Source organism: Janthinobacterium sp. GW823-FHT01H08 (assembly GCF_058797855.1).
The window spans coordinates 1,908,961-1,929,930 of record NZ_CM179504.1; the positions used below are offsets into that span (position 1 = coordinate 1,908,961).

The following is a 20,970-nucleotide window of genomic DNA, read 5'->3' on the forward strand; positions in this document are numbered from 1 at the left end:
GCGAAGTTGAGATTTGGAAGATTTGGACAGGCATTGCGCCTGGGCGTGGCGGCGGATGGCTTGAGCTTGTGGCGGGGCAGCCGCTGGCGCGCGCCCGCCTGGACGCCGTTGGGCGAAGCCGCGTATGTGCCGGACGCCGGTCAAGGCCTGCATGGCGATTTTTCCGCCATGGGCCAGGCGCTGGCGCAGTTGCTGGAGCGGCTGCTGCCGGCGGACCAATACGCGGGCTGGCCCCTGTCCGTGGTGCTCGACGACGCTTTGGCGCGCCTGTGGCAGGTGGACTTGCCGCAGGGCGCCGCGCGTCTGGCCGACATCGAGGCGGCCGCCGCGCTGCGCTTCCAGTCGCTGTATGGCGATGCGCCCGGCCTGTGGCACAGCAGCAGTGCCTGGGATGCGCGCGTGCCGTTTTTCTGCGCAGTGCCCCGTGCGCTGCTGGCGCAGCTGACGCGTGTGGCGGCCGACCGCAAGCTGGCTCTGATTTTTATTACGCCGCAATTCGCGCGCCACTGGAACCGCTGGCACGGCGCATTGAAACCGGGCGCCTGGTTCGGCCAGTTGCAGGAAAACGCCTTGACCCTGGGCGTGCGGCACGATGGCCGCCTGTGCGCCGTGCGCGCGCTGCCCGTGCCGGCTGGTGCCGGCAGGGACTGGCTGGTGCAGACGCTGGCGCGCGAGGCGCTGCTGCAAGGCGTGACCGCACCGGCGCTGCTGCAGCTGTGCGGCACGCCGCCGCCCGCATGGCTGACGCCGACACAAGAGTTCCACTGCCAGGTTTTTTCCACGCCGGACGGGGAAGGCGCTTTGTCGCCGGCCGCCCGGCTGGCGCGTAGCGGAGGCGTGGCATGACGCGCCTCGATATCGATTTCGCGCCGCCCGGCTGGCGCCGCAGCCTGCACCGCGTGCCCGCCTGGGCATGGGGAACGGGGGCGCTGGGCATGGTGCTGGTCGTCACGGCGGCGTACAGCGGCAGCGCTGCGCTGCAGCGCCAGCAGCTGCGCGAGGGGCAGTTGCAGCGCGCGCAGCAACGCGTGCTGGCCGCCACGCTGGGCCCGGCGCCTGCGCCGCAAATGGCCATCGCACCGGCGCAGGCGGCGGCCGTGAATGCGGCCATCCTGCAATTGAACCTGCCGTGGCGCGACCTGCAGGATGCGCTGGCCAGCGCCACGCCGCCCGCCATCGCGCTGCTGGCGCTGGAGCCGGACGCGCGCAAGCGCGTGCTGAAGATCACGGCCGAAACGACCGGCAGCGACGCCATGGTGGCCTATATCGCGCAATTGAAGCAGCAGGAGCTGTTCGGCTCCCGCGTGCAGCTGCTGCGCCATGAAATCAACGCGCTCGATCCGAACAAACCCTTGCGCTTCCAGCTTCAAGCGCAGTGGGGCACGCCATGACGGCCATCGATATCAATATCTTGCGCCTGCGCGCGCAACTGCTGCTGCGTCGCCTGGGCGTGCCCGCCTGCCTGGCCGTGCTTTTGCTCGCACTGGGGATCGCCGCCTGGGCATGGGCCTGGCAGCAGCGCGCCGTGGCGGCGCAGCTGGAAGCGCGGCCCTTGCCGCAGCCGGCGCTAGCCGTGGCGGCCCTGGCGCCGCCGGCGACGGCCAGCGAAAACCTGGCCCGTTTTTATGCCGCCCTGGGGCAGCAGCGCCATGCGGAGCAGCAGGTCAAGCAGCTGTTCGACCTGGCCGCGAAAAACGGCTTGCTGCTGACGCAGGGCGAATACAAGAGCGGCTACGACAAGGCCAGCCGTGTCGCCACCTGGCAGGTGACCTTGCCGCTGAAGGGCAGTTATGCGGCCGTATGGCAGTTCGCGCTGCAAGCGCTGCGCGCCGTCCCCTTTGCCTCGCTCGACGAACTGAGTTTTCGCCGCGAGCAGATCGCCGATACGCAACTCGAGGCGCGCCTGCGCCTGACCTTCTATCTGACCGATACGCCTGGCGTTGCGGGAGAAACACCATGACCCCGCGCCATTGGCTCATGCTGGCCGGCGTGCTGGGCGCGGGCGCCTTGCTGCTGTTCGGCGAGCGCCAGCCCGTGGCCGACGTGGCCGAGGCGGTGGAGCGGGCCGTCGCGCCCGCGCGTAAGCCGGCCGGCAAAGCGGAGGCAGCGCAGCCGGTCATCCTGGCCCTGCTGCCGCGCAGCGAAGTGGCGGGCGAGGATGGCGACACCTTTGGCGGCGCCGGCGCTGTCTTCCAGAGCCAGAACTGGAATCCGCCGCCGCCGAAAACGGCGGTGACGGCTGCGCCGCCGCCACCGCCGCCGACGGCGCCGCCGCTGCCCTTCGTCTACCTGGGCAAGGCGGCCGCCGACGGCGCCTGGGAAGTGTTTTTGTCGCGCGCCGACAAGACGTATATCGTGCGCGCCAATACCGTCATCGATGGCGCCTACAAGGTCGTGACGATCGCGCCGCCCGTCATGACGCTCACCTATCTGCCGTTGAACCAGGTTCAGCAGCTCAACATTGGAGTACTCGAGTGATGTCTCGTTCCTTTTCACCGGCGCCTTTGCTGGCGTTGCTGGTGCTGCTGTCCGGCTGCGCGGGGCAGCAAGCTTACCGCGACGGGCGCGAGCTGATTGCGCAAGATCAGATCCCGGCCGGCCTGCAAAAACTGCAGGAGGCTCTGCAGCAGGACCCCGGCAACGCGCAATACCGCAGCGCGTATCTGCAGGCGCGCGAACGGGCCACCAGCAGCCGCTTGCAGCAGGCCGAGCGCCAGGCGCAGGCGGGACAGGGCAACCTGGCGCGCACCTCCTTCATGAGCGTGCTGGAAATCGATGCGCAGAACGAGCGCGCCAGCAGCGGCTTGCGCGCGCTCGAACGCGAGCAGCGCCAGGGCAAGCTGCTGGCCGAAGCGCAGAAGGATATCGACGCCAAGCGCTACGACCCCGCGCGCCAGCGCCTGAACGCCATCCTCACGGAGCAGCCGAATCACGCCGGCGCGCGCGCGCTGCTGCGCGAGGTCGATGAAAAAACGGCGCCGCCCGTGGTCGAATCGGGCCTGGCCAAATCGTACAAGCAGCCGATCACGATCGAGTTCCGCGACGCGCCGTTAAAACAGGTGTTCGAGCTGATCGCGCGCCGCTCGGGACTCAATTTCGTCTTCGACAAGGACGTCAAGGCGGACGCGAAAACCTCGATCTTCCTGAAAAACAGTACGGTGGAATCGGCCGTCTACTTCCTGCTGGTGACGAATCAGCTGGAGCAGCAGGTGATGGATGCGAACACGATCCTGATCTACCCGAACGTGGCGGCAAAATTGAAGGAGTACCAGGAAGTGCTGGTGAAAACCTTCTTCCTGGCGAATGCGGATGCCAAGCAGGTGGCCAACACGCTCAAGACCATTTTGAAGACGCGCGACGTGGTGGCCGATGAAAAGCTCAACCTCGTCATCGTGCGCGACACGCCCGAGGCGATCCGCCTGGCCGAGCGCCTGATCGCGCTGCAGGACGTGCCCGAGGCGGAAGTGGTGCTGGAGCTGGAAATCCTCGAAGTCAAGCGCAGCCGCCTGATGGAACTGGGCGTGGCCTGGCCATCGAGCCTGACCCTGACGCCACTTTCCACCTCGGGCGGCGTGGGGCTGACCATCAACGACCTGAATAACCTGAACCAGCGCACCATCGGCGTGAGCGACCTGTCCGTGACGGCGAATGCCAAGAAGACGGATGGTGACGCGAATATCCTGGCCAACCCGCGCATCCGCGTGCGCAACCGGGAAAAGGCGAAGTTCGTCATCGGCGACAGGGTGCCCGTGGTGACCACCACCATTTCGCCGGGCACGGGCGGCTTCGCTTCCGAGTCGATCAGTTACCTGGACGTGGGCTTGACGGTGAACGCCGAGCCGACCATCTATTTGAACAATGAAGTGGGCATCCGCATTTCGCTCGAAGTGAGCAACCTGGGGGCGGCCACCACCACCCGCAGCGGCTCGACCCTGTATCAGATCGGCACGCGCCAGGCCTCGACCATGCTGCAATTGAAGGATGGCGAAAACCAGGTGCTGGCGGGCCTGATCAACAATGAGGAGCGCAGCTCGGGCAACAAGGTGCCGGGCCTGGGCGACATACCCGTGCTGGGACGGCTGTTCGGCAGCAGCAAGGACGACAGCCAGAAGACGGAAATCGTGCTGTCGATCACGCCGCACCTGGTGCGCACCGTGCAGCGTCCGGAAGCGAAGGAATCGGAATTCTCTGCCGGCACGGAAGGCAGCTTCCGCCGCCGTCCCGACATGGCGGCCAAGGCGCCCACGCAGATGCCGGGCACGGTCATCGTGCGTTCCGGCCCGTCGGCCGTCGGCATGCAGCCGGCGCCGGCGCAGCCGATGATGACGCCGGGCCAGGTGCCATCGACCTTGCCGCAGAGCGTGGCGGCGCCGGAAGTGGCGCCGTCGCCCGAGCCGGCCGCATCGCCTTTGCCGATATCGTCGGGCCAGCCCGTGCCGCTGCAGGCGGCGCCCTTGCCCCTGTCGTCGAGCCAGCCGGTGCCCGTGGTGCCGCCGCCCGCCAAATGAGCGTGGCGCGCGCGCAAGGCGGGCAGGGCGGATTCACCCTGATCGAACTGCTGGTGACCCTGGCCATCCTGGGCGTGCTGGCCACCCTGGTGATCCCCGTCACGCAGGTGACGGTGCAGCGGCGCCAGGAGCAGGAATTGCGGCGCGCGCTGCGCGACATCCGCCAGGGGCTCGACGCCTATAAGCGGGCCGGCGACGAGGGCCGCATCCTGCGCGCGGCCGACGCCAGCGGCTACCCGAAAAGCCTGGAAGTGCTGGTCGAGGGCGTGTCGGACCAGCGCAACCCGAAGCGCAGCAAGATGTTCTTTTTGCGCCGCGTGCCGCGCGACCCGTTCAACGGCGACGCTGGTCTGAGCGACGCGCAAACGTGGGGCAAGCGCAGCTACGCCAGCGAAGCGGCCGAGCCGCGCGAGGGCGACGATGTCTACGATGTGTATTCCACATCCGGCAAGACGGGCTTGAACAACGTGCCTTACCGTTTATGGTGAACCATGCCCGCTGAAAACGCCCCACGCCGCAGGCGCGGCTTTACCCTGATCGAATTGCTGGTGGTGCTCGGCATCGTGGCGCTGCTGCTGACCCTGGCCGTGCCGCGCTACTTTCCCAGTCTCGACAAGGCGAAGGAAACCGTGCTGGCCGATAACTTGCGCAACCTGCGCACCACCATCGACCAGTTCCACGGCGATACGGGGCGCTACCCCGATTCGCTGGAGCAACTGGTGGAAAAGAAATACCTGCGCGCCATGCCCATCGATCCCATCACGGACAGCGACAGCAGCTGGCTGATCGTGCCGCCACCGGACGACACGCCGGGCCAGGTGTATGACGTGAAAAGCGGCGCGCCCGGCAAGGACCGCAGCGGCACGCCGTTCGCCGACTGGTAGCGGCCATGTACCGTTCTGCGCGCCGCCAGTGCGGTTTTACTTACCTGGGCCTGATCATTCTGGTGGCTATTCTGGGCCTGGTAGGGGCGGCCGGGCTGAAGATGGGCTCCTTGCTGCAGCGCCAGGCGGCCGAGCAGGAATTGCTCGATATCGGCGCGCAGTTTTCAGACGCCCTGTACAGTTATGCGGCGGCCACGCCGCCGGGCCAGCCGCAACAGCCGCCGACCCTGGCCGCCTTGCTGCGCGATCCCCGTACGCCCCAGCTGCGCCGGCACCTGCGCAAGTTGTTTGTCGATCCCATCACGGGCCGCGCCGAGTGGGGCTTGCTGTATCAGCCGGGCAGCAACGGCATCATCGGCGTGTACAGCCTGTCCCAGGCTGCGCCATTAAAGGTTGGCAACTTCGAGGCCCGGTTCGCCGGCTTCGAAGGCAAGGCGCATTTCTCGGAATGGCGCTTCATGGTCGATGCACGGGTGTCATCCGTGCCGTCTGCGGGACCGGCAGCTGTGCCAGCGAGTGATGAGGACAGCATCGCGCCCGCCTTGCCCGCGTCACCGTTGTTTTTTCGCCCTGTTACCCCACCGCAAGAACAAACGCCACCAGAGCCAAATGAACAGCTTGAACCGCAAAATTCCGCCGAAAACACTGCCGAATAGACGGTTTTACCTTAAAACATGGAAAAAATAAATGTATGCCTCGGTAACTATTTTTCCCTGGAAATTCATAGATACTGGCAAATAGTTCATTTCGAAAATAGTTATCCTTGGTGAAACTTAGATAAAAAATTTATAAGTAATTCAATGCAATTATGTTACCATTCTGTTCAGTACTTCCGGTACTAATAAACTATTGGTGGCCTGCGCATTGCAGCCATAGATTACTTTTTAAGGGATAAGCTATGAAATTGAAATTTATCGCTGCAGGCATCATGGCAGCAGCATCGTTCAGCGCGTCGGCAGCAACCTACGACCTGGGCATTCTGGACCCAGCCGGTTCCGATACCCTGTCGGCTTTCACGACCAAGTTCGCGATCAATTCGCAGATCAATGATTCGTGGACCTTCCAGTTGCTGGCTCCATCGTCGACTTCGTTCGGTGCACTGCAAACGTTCTCCGTTGCTAACGGCGCGATCAAGGATTTCGCCGCTACCCTGGTCGGCTATGGCGACCTGGCCAAGAGCACGGCTAGCGGTATCCAGAATCTGAGCTGGGCAGGCGAATTGGCCGCTGGCACCTACACGGTGCAAGTCACGGGTCTGACCCTGGTGAAAAATGTGCAGTACGTAGGCACGGTTTCGGCCCTGCCAGTACCAGAACCAGAAACCTATGGCATGCTGCTGGGCGGCCTGGCATTGGTTGGCGCCGTGGCACGCCGCCGCGCCAAGAAAGCTGCTTAAGCTTTCGCTGCAATGAAAAAAACCCGCTCCGGCGGGTTTTTTTTCGTCTGGATCATTTGTGCAAGGCAGTACGCCGGCATCAACGTCCTGCGCAATCTGGACAAGCTGCGCAGGACTAGGCGCCAAGTCGAAGACAGTACGCTAGTACGGCGAGACGCCGGCAACAACGTCCTGCGCAGCTTGTCACGCGTGGCGCTTGAAGTCGCGGAAGCGGAAGCCAACGAGGAACAAGGTGGCAAAGTACGCCACGCCGCACAGGGCCACCACCAGGGCCAGCGCACCGGCCCGCAGCAGCGGATGGGCTTGCATGGCGATCCAGTCGATGCGCATGGCGCCAGCATACGCCACGCCGCCCATCACGATGAGTGCCGGCAGCAGGCGCGCGAAGAATTTGGCCCAGCCCGGTTTCGGCTGGTAGATGCCGCGCTTGCGCAAGCCCCAGTACAGGAAACTGGCATTCAGGCAGGCGCCCAGGCCGATCGACAGGGCCAGGCCGGCCACGGCGATGTAGGGCACGAACAGCAGATTCATCAGCTGCGTGGCGATCAGCACGCCGATGGCGATTTTCACGGGCGTGCGGATGTCCTGGCGCGCATAGAAGGCGGGCGCCAGGGTTTTGACGAGGATGATGCCGATCAGGCCCAGGCTGTAGGCCACCAGCGGCTGCGTCGACATGGTGACGGATTCGGCCGTGAACTTGCCGTAGTGGAAGAGGGTGGCGATCAGCGGCGTGGCCAGGGTCGCCATGCCGACGGCGGCGGGCAGGGCCAGCAGGAAAGTCAAACGCAAGCCCCAGTCCAGCAAGGCCGAGTATTCCGTCTTGTCGCCGTCCACGTTCGCTTTCGACAGGCTGGGCAGCAAGATGGTGCCCAGGGCCACGCCCAGCATGGCGGTCGGGAACTCCATCAGGCGGTCCGCATACGACAGCCAGGAAATACTGCCTTCGGCCAGGCGCGAGGCGATGCTCGTGTTGATCATCAGGCTGATCTGCGCAGCAGACACGGCGAACACGGCCGGGCCCATCTTTTTCAGCACGCGGCGCACGCCGCCGTCGGACAGGCCGATGGCGGGATTGATCGACAGCCGCGGCAGCATGCCGATCTTGATCAGCGCGGGAATCTGGATGGCCACCTGCAGCAGGCCGCCGGCAAACACGGCGATGGCCATGGCGTAGATCGGCTGTTTCAAGTATGGCGCGAGGAACAGCGAGGCGGCGATGAAGGACAGGTTCAGCAGCACTGGCGTGAACGCGGGAATCTTGAATTCGCGCCAGGTATTCAAGATGCCGCCGGCCAGGGCCACGAACGACATGCAGGTAATATAAGGGAACATCAGCCGCGTCATCCACACGGCCGCGTCAAAAGCGCCCGGGTCCTTGGACAGGCCCGTGGCGATCACGTAGACGAACCACGGCGCGCCGACGATGCCGATGGCGGACACGAGCAGGGTGGCCCAGACGAGGGTCGTGGCCACATGGTCGGCCAATTGCTTGCTCGCTTCCTGGCCGTGCTGGTTCTTGTATTCAGACAAGATCGGCACGAAGGCTTGCGAGAACGCCCCCTCGGCAAACAATCGGCGCAACAGGTTGGGGATGCGGAAGGCAACAATGAAAGCGTCCGTGTAGGCGCCGGCGCCAAAGGCGCGCGCGAACAGGCTTTCGCGCAATAATCCGGTTACACGGGACAGCATGGTCATGCTGGAAATGGCGGCGAGGGTTTTAAGCAAGTTCATGGGGGCAGATTATAGCCGGGCGCGGTACCGTTAAACGCTTAAAATATGGTAACAAACGCTGCCGATTAGCTGCGCATTCGCTCTTGCCAGCCCCATTTTCAGGTGTTTTTGGCGTGATACACGGTTTTTTGATTTGCCCCCGCTTGAAAATATCGCTATAATCGAAGGCTGTACAGAATTCTGTTACGCAGACACTAATGTTTGACAGGCACTGGTTTGGCACACATGGTTCGGCAGACGCACAGAACGCACCGGTTGGCAAACACTAATGTTTGCAAACGCACTTTGACCCTGTTTTAGGAAATTCCATGGCAAATACCGCACAAGCGCGCAAACGCGCTCGTCAAGCAGTTAAGCAAAACGCACACAATTCGTCCCAACGTTCGACCTTGCGCACGGCTATCAAAGCTGCTCGCAAAGCGATCCAGGGCGGTGACAAGGCAGCTGCTGCTGCAATCTTCCAGGCATCCGTGTCGACCATCGACCGTATCGCTGACAAGAAGATCATCCACAAAAACAAGGCAGCTCGCCATAAGAGCCGTCTGGCAGCTGCTTTGAAAGCACTGTCCGCTTAATATTCGCCAGCAGGCAAGCCACCACGGTGGCCTTGCCTGTGCCGGTACGCTGGCACTGGTTGAAAAGCAAAAACCCGCAGATTCATTCTGGCGGGTTTTTTCGCGTGCGCGCATGCTTTTTCGGCCATCCGCGGCAGTCGTTTTCCGGCAGCGCCTTGCTGCCGGCCGCCACGGGCTAGCGCAGCGCTGGCAAGTTGCCGATGCTCATGCCCGGCTTGATGTTCTTTTGCTTGAACCAGCCCAGGTGCATTTCCAGCGCATAGCGCACGGGCACGGTCTTCGTGGAGCAATGACTGTCGAGCGTATGCGGCTGCATGTCTTCGATGTTGACGATCTTGCCGCTGGCATCGAGAAAGGCCACCGACAGGGGCAGCGGCGTGTTTTTCATCCACATGCATTGCGTCGAGGGATTGCCAAAGACAAACAGCATGCCCGCATTCGCCGGCATTTTTTCACGGTACATCAATCCCTGTTCGCGTTGCTCTTCTGTCGCCGCCACTTCCGCCTGGATCAAATGCATGCCGGCCGACAGCTGCACGCTTTTTGTTTGCGCCTGGACCATGCTGGCGCAAGACAGCAGGGCGATGGACAGGCAGAGACGGCGAAGGGGATTTTTCATGGGACGGGATGGGTGGCTGCGAAGCGGCGATTAAGCCATGCTGGCGGCCGCCTGGTCAAGCATGCGGTCTGGTCGCGCCCAAAGCGTGGGGTGACAGCAACATAGTCGTTGCCGTCACCCCGGGAATGACCTTTATTTCACCGGCTTGCCTGTTTCAGCGGCCGGCTGCTTCGTCTTGCGCGCCTGGGGAATCAGGCGCGACGCGTCCGTCGCGGCGGAGGCGTTGACGGAAGCCGACGCCGGCGGCACGGGCTTGCTGGCATCGGTGGCGGCCGAAGCCTGGCTGGCTGCCGATGCGGGTGGCGGCTTGACGGCATCGGTCGCGGCGGAAGCGTGCACCTGGGCGCCCGACTGGGCCAGTGCGGCGCCGGCAAGCAGGGAGGCGGCCAGCGTGAATATTACTTTTGTCATCATCTTTCCTTTCCGTCATGTGAAGGTCAGATGATTTTAATGCATTATCTAAAAATAAATAGTGCTTATTGGAAAAATTTCAGCAAGGAAAACCGTTTTTCTTGTGCCGTTCACGTTTTCCCAATGTTCTCGGCCGGCACTTCGCACCATTCTCCGGGCATCAGCGGGTGGCTGGCCAGAGAAAACGGGCCGATGGCGCTGCGCACCAGGCGCAGGGTGGGCAGGCCGACGGCCGCCGTCATGCGCCGCACTTGCCGGTTTTTTCCTTCTTTCAAAGTGATCGCCAGCCAGGAGGTGGGCTTGTCGGCGCGCGCGCGGATCGGCGGGTTGCGCGGCCACAGCCAGTCGGGCTCGGCGATGCGCACGGCCTTGCACGGCTTGGTGATGAAGTCGCCCAGGTCCAGCGGCGCCTGCAGGCGCGCCAGGCTGGCCGCGTCGGGCACGCCATCGACCTGCACCAGATAGGTTTTCGCTTCCTTGCGGTCCGGGTGGCTGATCTCGTGCTGCAGGCGGCCGTCGTCCGTCAGCAGCAGCAAGCCTTCGCTGTCGGCGTCGAGCCGGCCGGCCGGATAGATGCCGGGAATCGTGATGTGGTCGGCCAGGGTGGCGCGGCCTTCCTGCGGCGAAAACTGGCACAGGACCTGGAATGGTTTATTGAAGAGAATGAGTGGCATGCTGGATAAATTGATGCAAACGAGGGTGGCTGCTGGTCGGCGCCGCAAAAGCGTGGCGCCCTGTAAGATACTGGTGCATAATGTGAAACGTTAGTCTTATGTCTTATAGAAGACGTAGGCGATATGGCAACGAGGTTCTTTGGCGCCGCGGATGACCCGGCTGTTCTTTCCCTGCTAAAGTGCGTTATTGCCGCCCTGTTCGGACTTGTTTTTGTAAACTCTGCAACCGCAGAGCGCGTCGCCGGCCAGTGTTACCCGCCAGCGGTGTGTCCCACTTCGGAGATCACGATGTATCAACATATCACTGTACCTGCTGACGGCCAAAAAATCACCGTCAACGCCGATTTTTCGCTGAATGTACCAGATAATCCCATCGTTCCCTTCATTGAAGGCGATGGCACGGGCATCGATATCAGCCCGGTCATGATCAAGGTGATCGACGCTGCCGTGGCCAAGGCCTACGGCGGCGCGCGCAAGATCAGCTGGATGGAAATCTACGCGGGCGAGAAATCGACGAATGTGTACGGCCCCGATGTGTGGCTGCCGGAAGAAACCTTGCAAGTGCTGAAAGATTACGTGGTCTCCATCAAGGGCCCGCTGACGACGCCCGTCGGCGGCGGCATCCGCTCGCTGAACGTGGCCCTGCGCCAGCAGCTCGACCTGTACGTCTGCCTGCGTCCCGTGCGCTACTTCACAGGCGTGCCGTCGCCCGTGAAAGAGCCGGAAAAGACGGACATGGTGATTTTCCGCGAAAATTCGGAAGATATCTACGCCGGCATCGAGTACCAGCAGGGCTCGCCCGAAGCGAAGAAACTGATGGATTTCCTCGTCAATGAAATGGGCGTGACGAAAATCCGCTTCCCGGCCACGTCGGGCCTGGGCATCAAGCCCGTGTCCATCGAAGGCACGGAGCGCCTCGTGCGCAAGGCCATCCAGTACGCGATCGACAATGACAAGCCTTCCGTGACGATCGTGCACAAAGGCAACATCATGAAATACACGGAAGGCGGTTTCCGCGACTGGGCGTATGCGCTGGCGCAAAAGGAATTCGGCGCCGAGCTGATCGATGGCGGCCCATGGTGCAAGTTCAAGAATCCGAAGACGGGCCGTGACATCATCGTCAAGGATTCGATCGCTGACGCGTTCCTGCAACAGATTTTGCTGCGTCCGGCCGAATACAGCGTCATCGCGACCCTGAATCTGAACGGCGATTACATTTCCGACGCGCTGGCGGCGCAAGTGGGCGGCATCGGCATCGCGCCAGGTGCCAACCTGTCCGATTCCGTTGCCATGTTCGAAGCGACGCACGGCACGGCGCCGAAGTACGCGGGCAAGGATTACGTGAACCCCGGTTCCTTGATTTTGTCGGCGGAAATGATGCTGCGCCACATGGGCTGGCTGGAAGCGGCCGACCTGATCATTTCTTCGATGCAAAAGTCGATCGCCTCGAAGCGCGTCACCTACGATTTCGCCCGCCTGATGGAAGGCGCGACGCAAGTGTCGTGTTCCGGTTTCGGCGACGTGATGATCGAGCACATGTAATAAGCGGGGGCAGGGTGCTGCGCACCCTGCGGACGAAAAAAAACCCCGTTTGACAACGGGGCTTTTCACATCTGAGGGCCGGCGATGCTTAGGCTGCTTGGATGTTGGAAGCTTGCTTGCCTTTAGGGCCTTGCGTGACTTCGAATTGAACTTTTTGACCTTCTTTGAGGGTCTTGAAACCGTTCATGTTGATTGCGGAGAAATGAGCAAACAAATCTTCGCCGCCATCATCTGGAGTGATGAAGCCAAAACCTTTGGAATCATTGAACCACTTAACTGTACCTGTTGCCATAAAAAGAACTTTCAAAATTAAAACAAATCACACGAGCCATAAAAGCAAGAAGCTTCTTGCCCCCTCCTCGACGTCTCACTTCTTATCAAGCTGTACATTACTGCAACAGTCGATACAGCATTGTTGGCGGAATAAATAATGAAGTCAAGCGCTTTTCCATCGATATTGACAAATTCTTCACGACGACCAAAAAAGCAACTCTTGATTTTGACAGCAAGGTCGCCATCTGCGCACTATTAAGAAAACGCGTAAGATTGAAAACAATTGGAAAGGCGTAGATATTGCGCATGACAACCACTGTGAAAGCATTAGAATAAGCGTATGGCAACCAAGCACGACTCAGAAACCCTGCTGGAGCGGCAAGTGCTGAAGCCGCCGCCGCTCTATCAGGTAGCCTTGCTCAATGACGACTACACCCCGATGGAATTTGTGGTGGCCATCATTCAGGAGTATTTCAACAAGGACCGTGAAACGGCGACGCAAATCATGCTCAGTGTTCATCGCTACGGCAAAGGAGTGTGCGGCGTGTTCTCTAAAGATATAGCGTGTACCAAAGTGGAGTTCGTTTTAACGCATGCGCGCAAGGCGGGGCACCCCCTGCAGTGCGTGATGGAGGAAGTATGATTGCGCAGGAATTAGAAGTAAGTTTGCACATGGCGTTTGTCGAAGCTCGGCAGGCACGGCACGAATTCATCACGGTTGAGCATTTACTGCTGGCACTGCTGGACAATCCCTCCGCTGCCGAGGTATTGCGTGCCTGCGCGGTCAATATAGAAGACCTGCGCAAGACCCTCACCAATTTCATCGGCGATAACACGCCGACCGTGCCTGGCACGGGCGAAGTCGACACCCAGCCGACGCTTGGTTTCCAGCGCGTGATTCAGCGCGCCATCATGCACGTCCAGTCCGCCTCGAACGGCAAGAAGGAAGTCACGGGCGCCAATGTGCTGGTGGCCATCTTCGGCGAAAAGGATTCGCATGCGGTCTACTACCTGCACCAGCAGGGCGTGACGCGCCTGGACGTGGTCAATTTCATCTCGCACGGCGTGCGCAAGGACCAGTCGACGGAAAGCGCGAAAGCCTCCGAAGGCGTGGAAGAAGCGCCCGTCGATGGCCAGCCGAAGGAAAGCCCGCTCGACCAGTTCACGCAAAACCTGAACAAGGCCGCTGCCGAAGGCAAGATCGACCCGCTGATCGGGCGCGAGGAAGAAGTCGACCGCGTGATCCAGATCCTGTGCCGCCGCCGCAAGAACAATCCGCTGCTGGTCGGCGAGGCGGGCGTGGGCAAGACGGCCATCGCCGAAGGCCTGGCCTACCGCATCACGCAAAGCGACGTGCCGGAAATCCTGCAGAATGCCGTCGTGTATTCGCTGGACATGGGCGCCTTGCTGGCCGGAACCAAATACCGCGGCGACTTCGAGCAGCGCCTGAAAGCCGTGCTGAAACAGTTGAAGGACAATCCGAACGGCATCCTGTTCATCGACGAGATCCACACCATCATCGGTGCGGGCTCGGCCTCGGGCGGCACGCTGGACGCGTCCAACCTGCTGAAACCGGCACTGGCGAATGGTCAGCTGAAATGCATCGGCGCGACCACGTACACGGAATTCCGCGGCGTGTTCGAGAAAGACCATGCGCTCTCCCGCCGCTTCCAGAAAGTGGACGTCAACGAGCCGACCGTCGAGCAAACCGTGCAAATCTTGCGCGGCCTCAAGTCGCGCTTCGAAGAGCACCATGGCGTGAAATACTCGGCCTCGGCCCTGTCGACGGCGGCGGAACTGGCGGCGCGCTTCATCAACGACCGCCATTTGCCCGACAAGGCGATCGACGTCATCGATGAAGCGGGCGCGGCGCAGCGCATCCTGCCGAAGTCGAAGCAAAAGAAAACCATCGGCAAGGCCGAGATCGAGGACATCATCGCCAAGATCGCGCGCATTCCGCCGCAAACGGTCAACCAGGACGACCGCAGCAAGCTGCAGACGATCGACCGCGACTTGCGCAATGTCGTGTTCGGGCAAGATCCTGCCATCGACGCGCTGGCCTCGGCCATCAAGATGGCCCGTGCCGGCCTGGGCAAGACGGACAAGCCGATCGGCTCCTTCCTGTTCTCCGGTCCGACCGGCGTCGGCAAGACCGAGGTGGCCAAGCAATTGGCCTTCATCCTCGGTATTGAGCTGATCCGTTTCGACATGTCGGAATACATGGAACGCCACGCCGTCAGCCGCCTGATCGGCGCGCCGCCGGGCTACGTCGGTTTCGACCAGGGCGGCCTGCTGACGGAAGCGATCACCAAGAAGCCGCACGCGGTCTTGCTGCTCGATGAAATTGAAAAAGCCCATCCGGACATTTTCAATATTCTGCTGCAAGTGATGGACCACGGTACCTTGACGGACAACAATGGCCGCAAAGCCGATTTCCGCAACGTGATCATCATCATGACGACGAATGCGGGCGCGGAAAGCTTGCAAAAGACGTCGATCGGCTTCACCAATTCGAAGCAGGCCGGCGACGAGATGGCCGACATCAAGCGCATGTTTACGCCGGAGTTCCGCAACCGCATCGACGCGACCATCAGCTTCCGCGCGCTGGACCAGGAAATCATCCTGCGCGTGGTCGACAAGTTCCTCATGCAACTGGAAGAACAGTTGCACGAGAAAAAGGTCGAAGCCGTATTTACCGAGAAGCTGCGTGCTTTCCTCGGCAAGAAGGGCTTCGATCCGCTGATGGGTGCGCGGCCGATGGCGCGTTTGATCCAGGACATGATCCGCAAGGCGCTGGCCGACGAACTGCTGTTCGGCCGCCTGGTCACTGGCGGACGGGTCACCGTCGACCTCGACGACAAGGACCAGGTCTTGCTGGAATTCCCGGAACCGCCAGACGCGGCGCCGACGGCAGCACCGGAAACAGTGGAAGTGGAATAAACTTCCTGCCGTCAACAAAAAACCCGCCCACGCAAGTGGCGCGGGTTTTTTTACGTTTTTATGGACAATAAAGAAGGTTTTCTTTGGCCACAGGTATGCCAGAATTGCTGTCCGGTATCGACATGATGTCCATGCCACCTGACCGCTATCTGGATGCCACATGAAAATTTCCCGCAATCTCTCCTTGCTCCTGTTGTCCGCCGGCTTGCTGGGCAACGCCGCCGCTGCCGCGCCCGCCGGCAGTTATTTCCGCTTTCCCGCCGTGCGCGGCGATACCGTCGTCTTCACGGCCGAAGGCGATTTGTGGAAAAGCAATCTGCGCGGTGGCGCGGCCCAGCGTCTGACCACGCATCCCGGCTATGAAACGAACGCGGCGATTTCTCGCGACGGCCAGTGGCTGGCGTTTTCCGCCGCCTATGAGGGGGCGCAGGAAGCGTATGTGATGCCGCTGGCCGGTGGCTTGCCGCGCCGTATTTCATTTGACAATGGCGGCGTGCTGGTGCTGGGCTGGACGGCGCAGGGCGAAGTGCTGGTCAGCACGCAAAATACGGACGGTCCCGCCTCGCGCCGCATCGTCGCCGCCATCGATCCCGTGAAACAGACGCGACGCGTATTTCCCGTGGCCGACGCCAACGACGCCGTGCTCGACGACGCTGGCAAGACGCTGTTCTTCACGCGTTTCGGCCTGGCCATGACCAACGACAATGTGCGCAACTACCGGGGCGGCGCGCATGCCACCTTGTGGCGCTATGCGCTCGATGGCAAGGGCGAGGCCGTGCGCATGCACACGGATGCCGGCGTCTTGGCGGGCAACAACAAGCGCCCCATGTGGTGGCAGGGCCGTATCTATTACATCAGCGACGCGGGCGGCAGCGACAATCTGTGGAGCATGCTGCCCGACGGCTCCGACCGCCGCGCCTTGACGACCCATACGCAGTGGGACGTGCGCAACGCGCAGCTGGGCGACGGCAAGATTGTGTATCAATTGGGCGCAGACCTGCGGGTGCTGGACCTGGTCGCAGGGACGGATTCATCGCCATTGCCGATCAGCCTTGTCTCCGATTTCGACCAGCAGCGCGCGCGCCAGATCCGTTCGCCGCTCGACACCCTCTCGAACGTGCAGCTATCGGGCAAGGACGAGCGCATCATCCTGACGGCGCGCGGCAAGGTCAGCATCGCCGGCACGGGCAGCCTGCGCAGAGTCGACATCGCCATTCCCGATGGAGCGCGGGCGCGCGATGCCGTCTTTTCCAGCGACGAGAAATCCGTGTTCGCCATCGTCGACACGAGCGGAGAAAACGAAATCTGGAAGTACGCCGCCGATGGCTCGGGCAAGGGCGAGCAGCTGACGACGCAGGGCGATAATCACCGCTGGAAGCTGTATCCGTCGCCGGACGGGCGCTGGCTGGCGCACACGGATAAAAAGGGCCGTTTCTGGCTGCTGGATCTGGCGACCAGGGGCAATCAGCTGATCGACGATGCGGGCAAGGCGGGCGTGGACAAGCACGACGAAGTGCAATGGTCGCCCGACAGCCGCAACCTGGCCATCGTGCGCGTGGCCAGCAACGAGCAGCGCGAGCAGATCGGCTTGTACAACCTCGCATCGAAACAGCTGCAGTTCGTCACCAGCGACCGCTATACCTCCGCTTCGCCCGTGTTTTCGCCGGACGGGCGCTGGCTGTATTTCATGTCGGCGCGCAATTTTCAGCTGGCCAACGGTTCGCCCTGGGGCGACCGCAACATGGGCCCCGTGTTCGACAAGCGCATCGGCGTGTATGCGCTGGCGCTGCAGCCGGGCAACCGTTTTCCGTTTCAGCCCGACGATGAGCTGAGCCGCCCGGGAGTGAAGCCGGCCGAGACGGATGATGAAAAGGCGGCCGAATCGGCGGCGGAAAAAGCATTGGAAAAGGCGGGTGGCAAGCCGGCCGTGAAGAAAACGCCGGCCGCCCTGCCGGACGTCGTCTTCAAGGGGCTGGCCGAGCGCCTGTACGAAGTGCCGCTGGCGGCCGGCAATTACAGTGCGCTGGCCATCGATGACAAGCGCCTGTATTTCCTCGAGCGCGACAGCGGCGAGAACAAGTTCAGCCTGAAAACCCTTGCCATAGGCAATACGGGCTCCAAGCCGGAACTGCTGGTGGCCAATGTGCGCGAATTCGACCTGGCACAGGATAAAAAGCATTTGTATTACAGGACAGCAACCAGCGCAGCAGCCACCGGCCCGGGCGAGATGCTGGTGATCGAGGCGGGCGCCAAGCTGCCGTCCGATCTGTCGAAGGCGAAAGTAAAAGTCGACGACTGGACGTTTGTGTCGAACCCGCGCCTGGAATGGAAGCAGATGTTCAACGATGCGTGGCGCTTGCACCGCGATTTCCTGTATGACGCGAAGATGCGCGGCGTGGACTGGAAGGCGGCGCGCGACAAGTATGCACCGCTGGTCGAGCGGGTCACGGACCGGGCCGAGCTCAATGACGTGCTGGGCATGATGGTGGCCGAAGTGGGCGCCCTGCATTCGCAGATCCGTCCCGGCGAATTGCGCCGCACGGAGCAGGAAGGCATGCCGGCGGGCCTGGGCGCCGTGCTGGCGCGCACCAGCGAGGGCTACCGGGTCGAGCATGTCTACCGCAGCGAGGCGGAACTGCCCTCGGCGCGCGCACCGCTGTCGCGGCCCGAAGTGGATGTGAAGGAGGGCGACGTGATCACGGCCGTCAACGGCAAGGACGTCCTGGGCGCGCGCGACATCAGCGACCTGCTGCTGAACCAGGCCGACAAGCAGGTGCTGCTGCAGGTCAAACGGAGCAATGGCAAGGGCGCGCCGCGCGCCGTCATCGTCACGCCCGTCAACATGGCGAAACAGACGGCGCTGCGCTATGGCGACTGGGAATTGAGCCGCGCCGAGCAGGTGGCCGCCGCCTCGCAGGGGCGCATCGGCTACCTGCATCTGCGCGCCATGGGCGCCAACGACATCGCCTCGTTCGCGCGCGATTTTTACGCCAACATCAACCGCGAAGGCCTGATCATCGATGTGCGGCGCAATAACGGCGGCAATATCGACAGCTGGATCATCGAAAAACTGCTGCGCAAGGCCTGGGCCTACTGGGCGCCGCCGGGCGTGCAGCCCTCGTCGAACATGCAGAACACCTTCCGCGGCCATCTGGTCGTGCTGGTCGATGAACTCACGTATTCCGATGGCGAGACCTTCGCCGCAGGCATCAAGGCATTGAAACTGGCGCCGCTGGTGGGCAAGCGCACGGCCGGCGCCGGCGTCTGGCTGAGCGACAATACGCGCCTGGCCGATAACGGCATGGCGCGCGTGGCGGAAAACGGCCAGTTCGGCATCGACGGCCAGTGGCTGATCGAAGGTGTGGGCGTGGTGCCGGACGTCGAGGTGGAAAATCCGCCGCACGCCACCTTCAATGGCGCCGACCGCCAGCTGGACGTGGCGCTCGACATGCTGGCGAAAAAGCTCAAGGAACAGCCGCGCCCCGCGTTCCAGGCGCAGCCGATCCCCGCGCTGAAGTAATTCCGTTACAGGCTGCAGGCGGTCTTGACGCGTGGCACCAGATAGCCGTACTGCTCGTGATGGCGCAGGTCGGCGGTGGACGGCACGTCCTGGTGCAAGGCAGTCCGCTGGTGCCGCCCGCGCCGCCGTGTCCCGTGCCGTGCCGCCATAGATCGTGCGGGTGAGGCCAGTCGTCCACGGTTTTTTTGTATGGCCGAAAAATCAGCCGGCGCGCAGGCGGCGCCACAGCGTGGTGCGGCTGATGCCGAGGTAATGGGCGGCGGCGTCGCGGCGCCCGCCGAAGCGCGCCAGTACGGCGCTGGCGCTTTCGTCTTCCAGGCGCGGCGGCGCGGTGGCGGCAGGCGCCGGCGGCAGCGCCGGCGTGCCTGCGGCGTTGGCCAGTTCCGGCGCCACGCCCAGCACGAAGGCGGGCGTGAGCGCCTGCAGCGGTTCGGCTGCCAGGAACAGGGCCAGGCGCTCGGCCAGGTTGCGCAGTTCGCGCACGTTGCCGGGCCAGTCGTAGCGGCGCAGCAGCGGCGCGCAAGCCTGGACTTCCGCGTGCAGATTGGGGTGCGGACGGGCGCCCAGTGCGGCCAGCGCGTTTTTCAGCGACCATTCGGCCAGGCCGGGAATGTCGCTGGCGCGTTCGCGCAAGGCGGGCAAATGCAGGCGCAGCACGGCCAGGCGGTAGAACAGGTCGGCGCGGAAGCGGCCTTCGCGGATGCGCTGCTCCAGGTCGCAATGCGTGGCGCTGATGATGCGCACATTGATGGCGATGGGGCGCGTGCCGCCCACGCGCACCACTTCACGCTCTTCCAGCACGCGCAGCAAGCGCGTTTGCAGGGCCAGCGGCATTTCGCCGATTTCGTCGAGGAACAGGGTGCCGTGGTTGGCCGCTTCGAACAGGCCCGCATGGCCGCCCCGGCGCGCGCCCGTGAAGGCCCCGTCCTCGTGGCCGAACAGTTCCGATTCCAGCAGGGACTCGGCGATGGCGCCGCAATTGATGGCGATGAAGGGCCTGTTCGCGCCCAGGCTGCGCGGGCTTTCGCGGTGGATGGCCTGCGCCACCAGTTCCTTGCCGCTGCCCGTCTCGCCCTGGATCAGCACCGTCGCCGGCGACCGCGCATACAGCACCACCGACTGGCGCAGCGCTTCCATCGCCTCCGATTCGCCGCGCAAATCGTGCAGGCCGTGGCGCGCGCGCAGGGTGTCGGCCACCACCGCGCGCCGCCCCCGGTTCGATTCGATCTGGGTCAGGCGCGCCAGTTCCAGCGCGTCGTCGAAGGCGCGCCGGATGGCCGTGGCCGAATACACGAAGACGGCGGCCAGGCCCGCTTCCTCGGCCAGGTCGGTGACGAGGCCCGCGCCGACGACGGCTTTGACGCCCTCGGCCTTCAGTTCATTGATCTGCGCGCGCGCGTCTTCCTCGGTGGCGTAGGTGCGCTGCGCGATCTGGAAGCCGAAGGTGGCGGCAAATTCGCCCAGTTCCGGCATCGGGTCCTGGTAGGTGACGACGCCGATGCGCGGCGAGATGCGCCGCGCGCGCGCCAGCGCCTGCATCACGTCGTAGCCGCTGGCCTTGGCGATGATGACGGGTACCGACAGCCGGCCTTTCAGGTAGGCGCCGTTGGAACCGGCCGCAATGACGGCGTCGCAGCGCTCCGTGGCCATGCGTTCGCGGATGTGGCGCACGGCGTCGTCGAAGCCCAGGTTGATCGGCTCGATCGTCGCCAGGTCGTCGTATTCGAGCGTGATGTCGCGGAACAGGTCGAACAGCCGCGAGACGGAGACGGTCCAGATGACGGGTTTGTCGCGGTGGTCGAGCGGAGGTTGGGGAGGGCGGCGCATGCTTTATTCTAAACGATTTGTTTCATATTTTTGCTGTGCAACGGCGTTGCAACATGCGTGTTGCACGTGG

The 20,970-nt window shown here is 62.8% G+C and carries 20 protein-coding genes; 14 read left to right on the top strand and 6 right to left on the bottom strand.

Going from position 1 to position 20,970, the window contains the following annotated elements:
* The first annotated feature begins 60 nt into the window (after positions 1-60).
* From AC3RCG_RS08490 to AC3RCG_RS08530, 9 genes are all read left to right on the top strand, one after another.
* Entirely contained in the window at positions 61-846 is a 786-nt protein-coding gene (locus AC3RCG_RS08490; protein WP_492403603.1) for a hypothetical protein, read from the top strand.
* Positions 843-1,391: a ubiquitin family protein gene (locus tag AC3RCG_RS08495; RefSeq protein ID WP_070289628.1), complete on the top strand. Its 549-nt coding sequence runs from the start codon at positions 843-845 to the stop codon at positions 1,389-1,391. The genes AC3RCG_RS08490 and AC3RCG_RS08495 overlap by 4 nt, the downstream gene beginning before the upstream one ends.
* On the top strand, positions 1,388-1,960 hold the full coding sequence (locus tag AC3RCG_RS08500) for a hypothetical protein (protein ID WP_070312106.1): 573 nt from the start codon (positions 1,388-1,390) through the stop codon (positions 1,958-1,960). Before AC3RCG_RS08495 ends, AC3RCG_RS08500 begins: the two co-directional genes overlap by 4 nt.
* Positions 1,957-2,478 carry a hypothetical protein gene (locus AC3RCG_RS08505; protein WP_121668784.1) on the top strand — a complete coding sequence of 174 codons (522 nt, stop codon included), beginning with the start codon at positions 1,957-1,959 and terminating at the stop codon, positions 2,476-2,478. Before AC3RCG_RS08500 ends, AC3RCG_RS08505 begins: the two co-directional genes overlap by 4 nt.
* Complete coding sequence (locus AC3RCG_RS08510; RefSeq protein ID WP_070290509.1) at positions 2,478-4,508, top strand: secretin GspD/PilQ domain-containing protein; 2,031 nt, start codon at positions 2,478-2,480, stop codon at positions 4,506-4,508. The genes AC3RCG_RS08505 and AC3RCG_RS08510 overlap by 1 nt, the downstream gene beginning before the upstream one ends.
* Positions 4,505-4,996, top strand: a complete 492-nt coding sequence (locus AC3RCG_RS08515) for a type II secretion system protein (protein ID WP_492403601.1) — start codon at positions 4,505-4,507, stop codon at positions 4,994-4,996. Before AC3RCG_RS08510 ends, AC3RCG_RS08515 begins: the two co-directional genes overlap by 4 nt.
* Positions 4,997-4,999: 3 nt before the next feature.
* Entirely contained in the window at positions 5,000-5,392 is a 393-nt protein-coding gene (locus AC3RCG_RS08520) for a type II secretion system protein (protein WP_230504027.1), read from the top strand.
* Positions 5,393-5,397: 5 nt separating this feature from the next.
* Entirely contained in the window at positions 5,398-6,048 is a 651-nt protein-coding gene (locus AC3RCG_RS08525) for a type II secretion system protein (RefSeq protein ID WP_409026948.1), read from the top strand.
* 242 nt (positions 6,049-6,290) lie between these two features.
* Positions 6,291-6,788 carry an FxDxF family PEP-CTERM protein gene (locus tag AC3RCG_RS08530; RefSeq protein ID WP_070221384.1) on the top strand — a complete coding sequence of 166 codons (498 nt, stop codon included), beginning with the start codon at positions 6,291-6,293 and terminating at the stop codon, positions 6,786-6,788.
* 183 nt (positions 6,789-6,971) lie between these two features.
* Here AC3RCG_RS08530 and murJ read toward each other — a convergent pair whose 3' ends face one another.
* On the bottom strand, positions 6,972-8,519 hold the full coding sequence (gene murJ, locus AC3RCG_RS08535; RefSeq protein ID WP_070290513.1) for a murein biosynthesis integral membrane protein MurJ: 1,548 nt from the start codon (positions 8,517-8,519) through the stop codon (positions 6,972-6,974).
* Between the two features lie 308 nt (positions 8,520-8,827).
* Between murJ and rpsT the strand changes: the two genes are divergently transcribed.
* Positions 8,828-9,094: a 30S ribosomal protein S20 gene (rpsT, locus tag AC3RCG_RS08540; RefSeq protein ID WP_010395935.1), complete on the top strand. Its 267-nt coding sequence runs from the start codon at positions 8,828-8,830 to the stop codon at positions 9,092-9,094.
* A gap of 175 nt (positions 9,095-9,269) precedes the next feature.
* Here the strand turns inward: rpsT and AC3RCG_RS08545 are convergent, their stop codons facing one another.
* From AC3RCG_RS08545 to AC3RCG_RS08555, 3 genes are all read right to left on the bottom strand, one after another.
* Positions 9,270-9,713, bottom strand: coding sequence for a DUF192 domain-containing protein (locus AC3RCG_RS08545; RefSeq protein ID WP_070221386.1), 444 nt, complete (start codon positions 9,711-9,713; stop codon positions 9,270-9,272).
* A 132-nt stretch (positions 9,714-9,845) separates the two neighbouring features.
* Complete coding sequence (locus AC3RCG_RS08550) at positions 9,846-10,127, bottom strand: hypothetical protein (RefSeq protein ID WP_139143060.1); 282 nt, start codon at positions 10,125-10,127, stop codon at positions 9,846-9,848.
* Between the two features lie 107 nt (positions 10,128-10,234).
* Positions 10,235-10,798 (bottom strand): pseudouridine synthase, encoded by a 564-nt coding sequence (locus AC3RCG_RS08555; RefSeq protein WP_436544588.1) that lies wholly within the window; start codon positions 10,796-10,798, stop codon positions 10,235-10,237.
* Between the two features lie 288 nt (positions 10,799-11,086).
* Here AC3RCG_RS08555 and icd point away from each other — a divergent pair, with 288 nt between their 5' ends.
* Entirely contained in the window at positions 11,087-12,340 is a 1,254-nt protein-coding gene (gene icd, locus AC3RCG_RS08560; protein WP_070221389.1) for an NADP-dependent isocitrate dehydrogenase, read from the top strand.
* Positions 12,341-12,428: 88 nt separating this feature from the next.
* Here the strand turns inward: icd and cspE are convergent, their stop codons facing one another.
* A complete protein-coding gene (gene cspE / locus AC3RCG_RS08565) occupies positions 12,429-12,632 on the bottom strand; it encodes a transcription antiterminator/RNA stability regulator CspE (protein WP_010395943.1) in 204 nt (67 codons plus the stop codon).
* Positions 12,633-12,953: 321 nt separating this feature from the next.
* On the opposite strand from cspE, the gene clpS reads away from it, so the two are divergent.
* The 3 genes from clpS to AC3RCG_RS08580 all read left to right on the top strand — a co-directional run bounded on the left by clpS (position 12,954) and on the right by AC3RCG_RS08580 (position 19,073).
* On the top strand, positions 12,954-13,256 hold the full coding sequence (clpS, locus tag AC3RCG_RS08570) for an ATP-dependent Clp protease adapter ClpS (protein ID WP_070221390.1): 303 nt from the start codon (positions 12,954-12,956) through the stop codon (positions 13,254-13,256).
* Entirely contained in the window at positions 13,253-15,553 is a 2,301-nt protein-coding gene (gene clpA / locus AC3RCG_RS08575) for an ATP-dependent Clp protease ATP-binding subunit ClpA (RefSeq protein ID WP_034751575.1), read from the top strand. Before clpS ends, clpA begins: the two co-directional genes overlap by 4 nt.
* Positions 15,554-15,713: 160 nt before the next feature.
* A complete protein-coding gene (locus tag AC3RCG_RS08580; RefSeq protein ID WP_492403596.1) occupies positions 15,714-19,073 on the top strand; it encodes a S41 family peptidase in 3,360 nt (1,119 codons plus the stop codon).
* A gap of 201 nt (positions 19,074-19,274) precedes the next feature.
* Here the strand turns inward: AC3RCG_RS08580 and prpR are convergent, their stop codons facing one another.
* Positions 19,275-20,900 carry a propionate catabolism operon regulatory protein PrpR gene (gene prpR / locus AC3RCG_RS08585; RefSeq protein WP_492403595.1) on the bottom strand — a complete coding sequence of 542 codons (1,626 nt, stop codon included), beginning with the start codon at positions 20,898-20,900 and terminating at the stop codon, positions 19,275-19,277.
* Positions 20,901-20,970 lie beyond the last annotated feature (70 nt).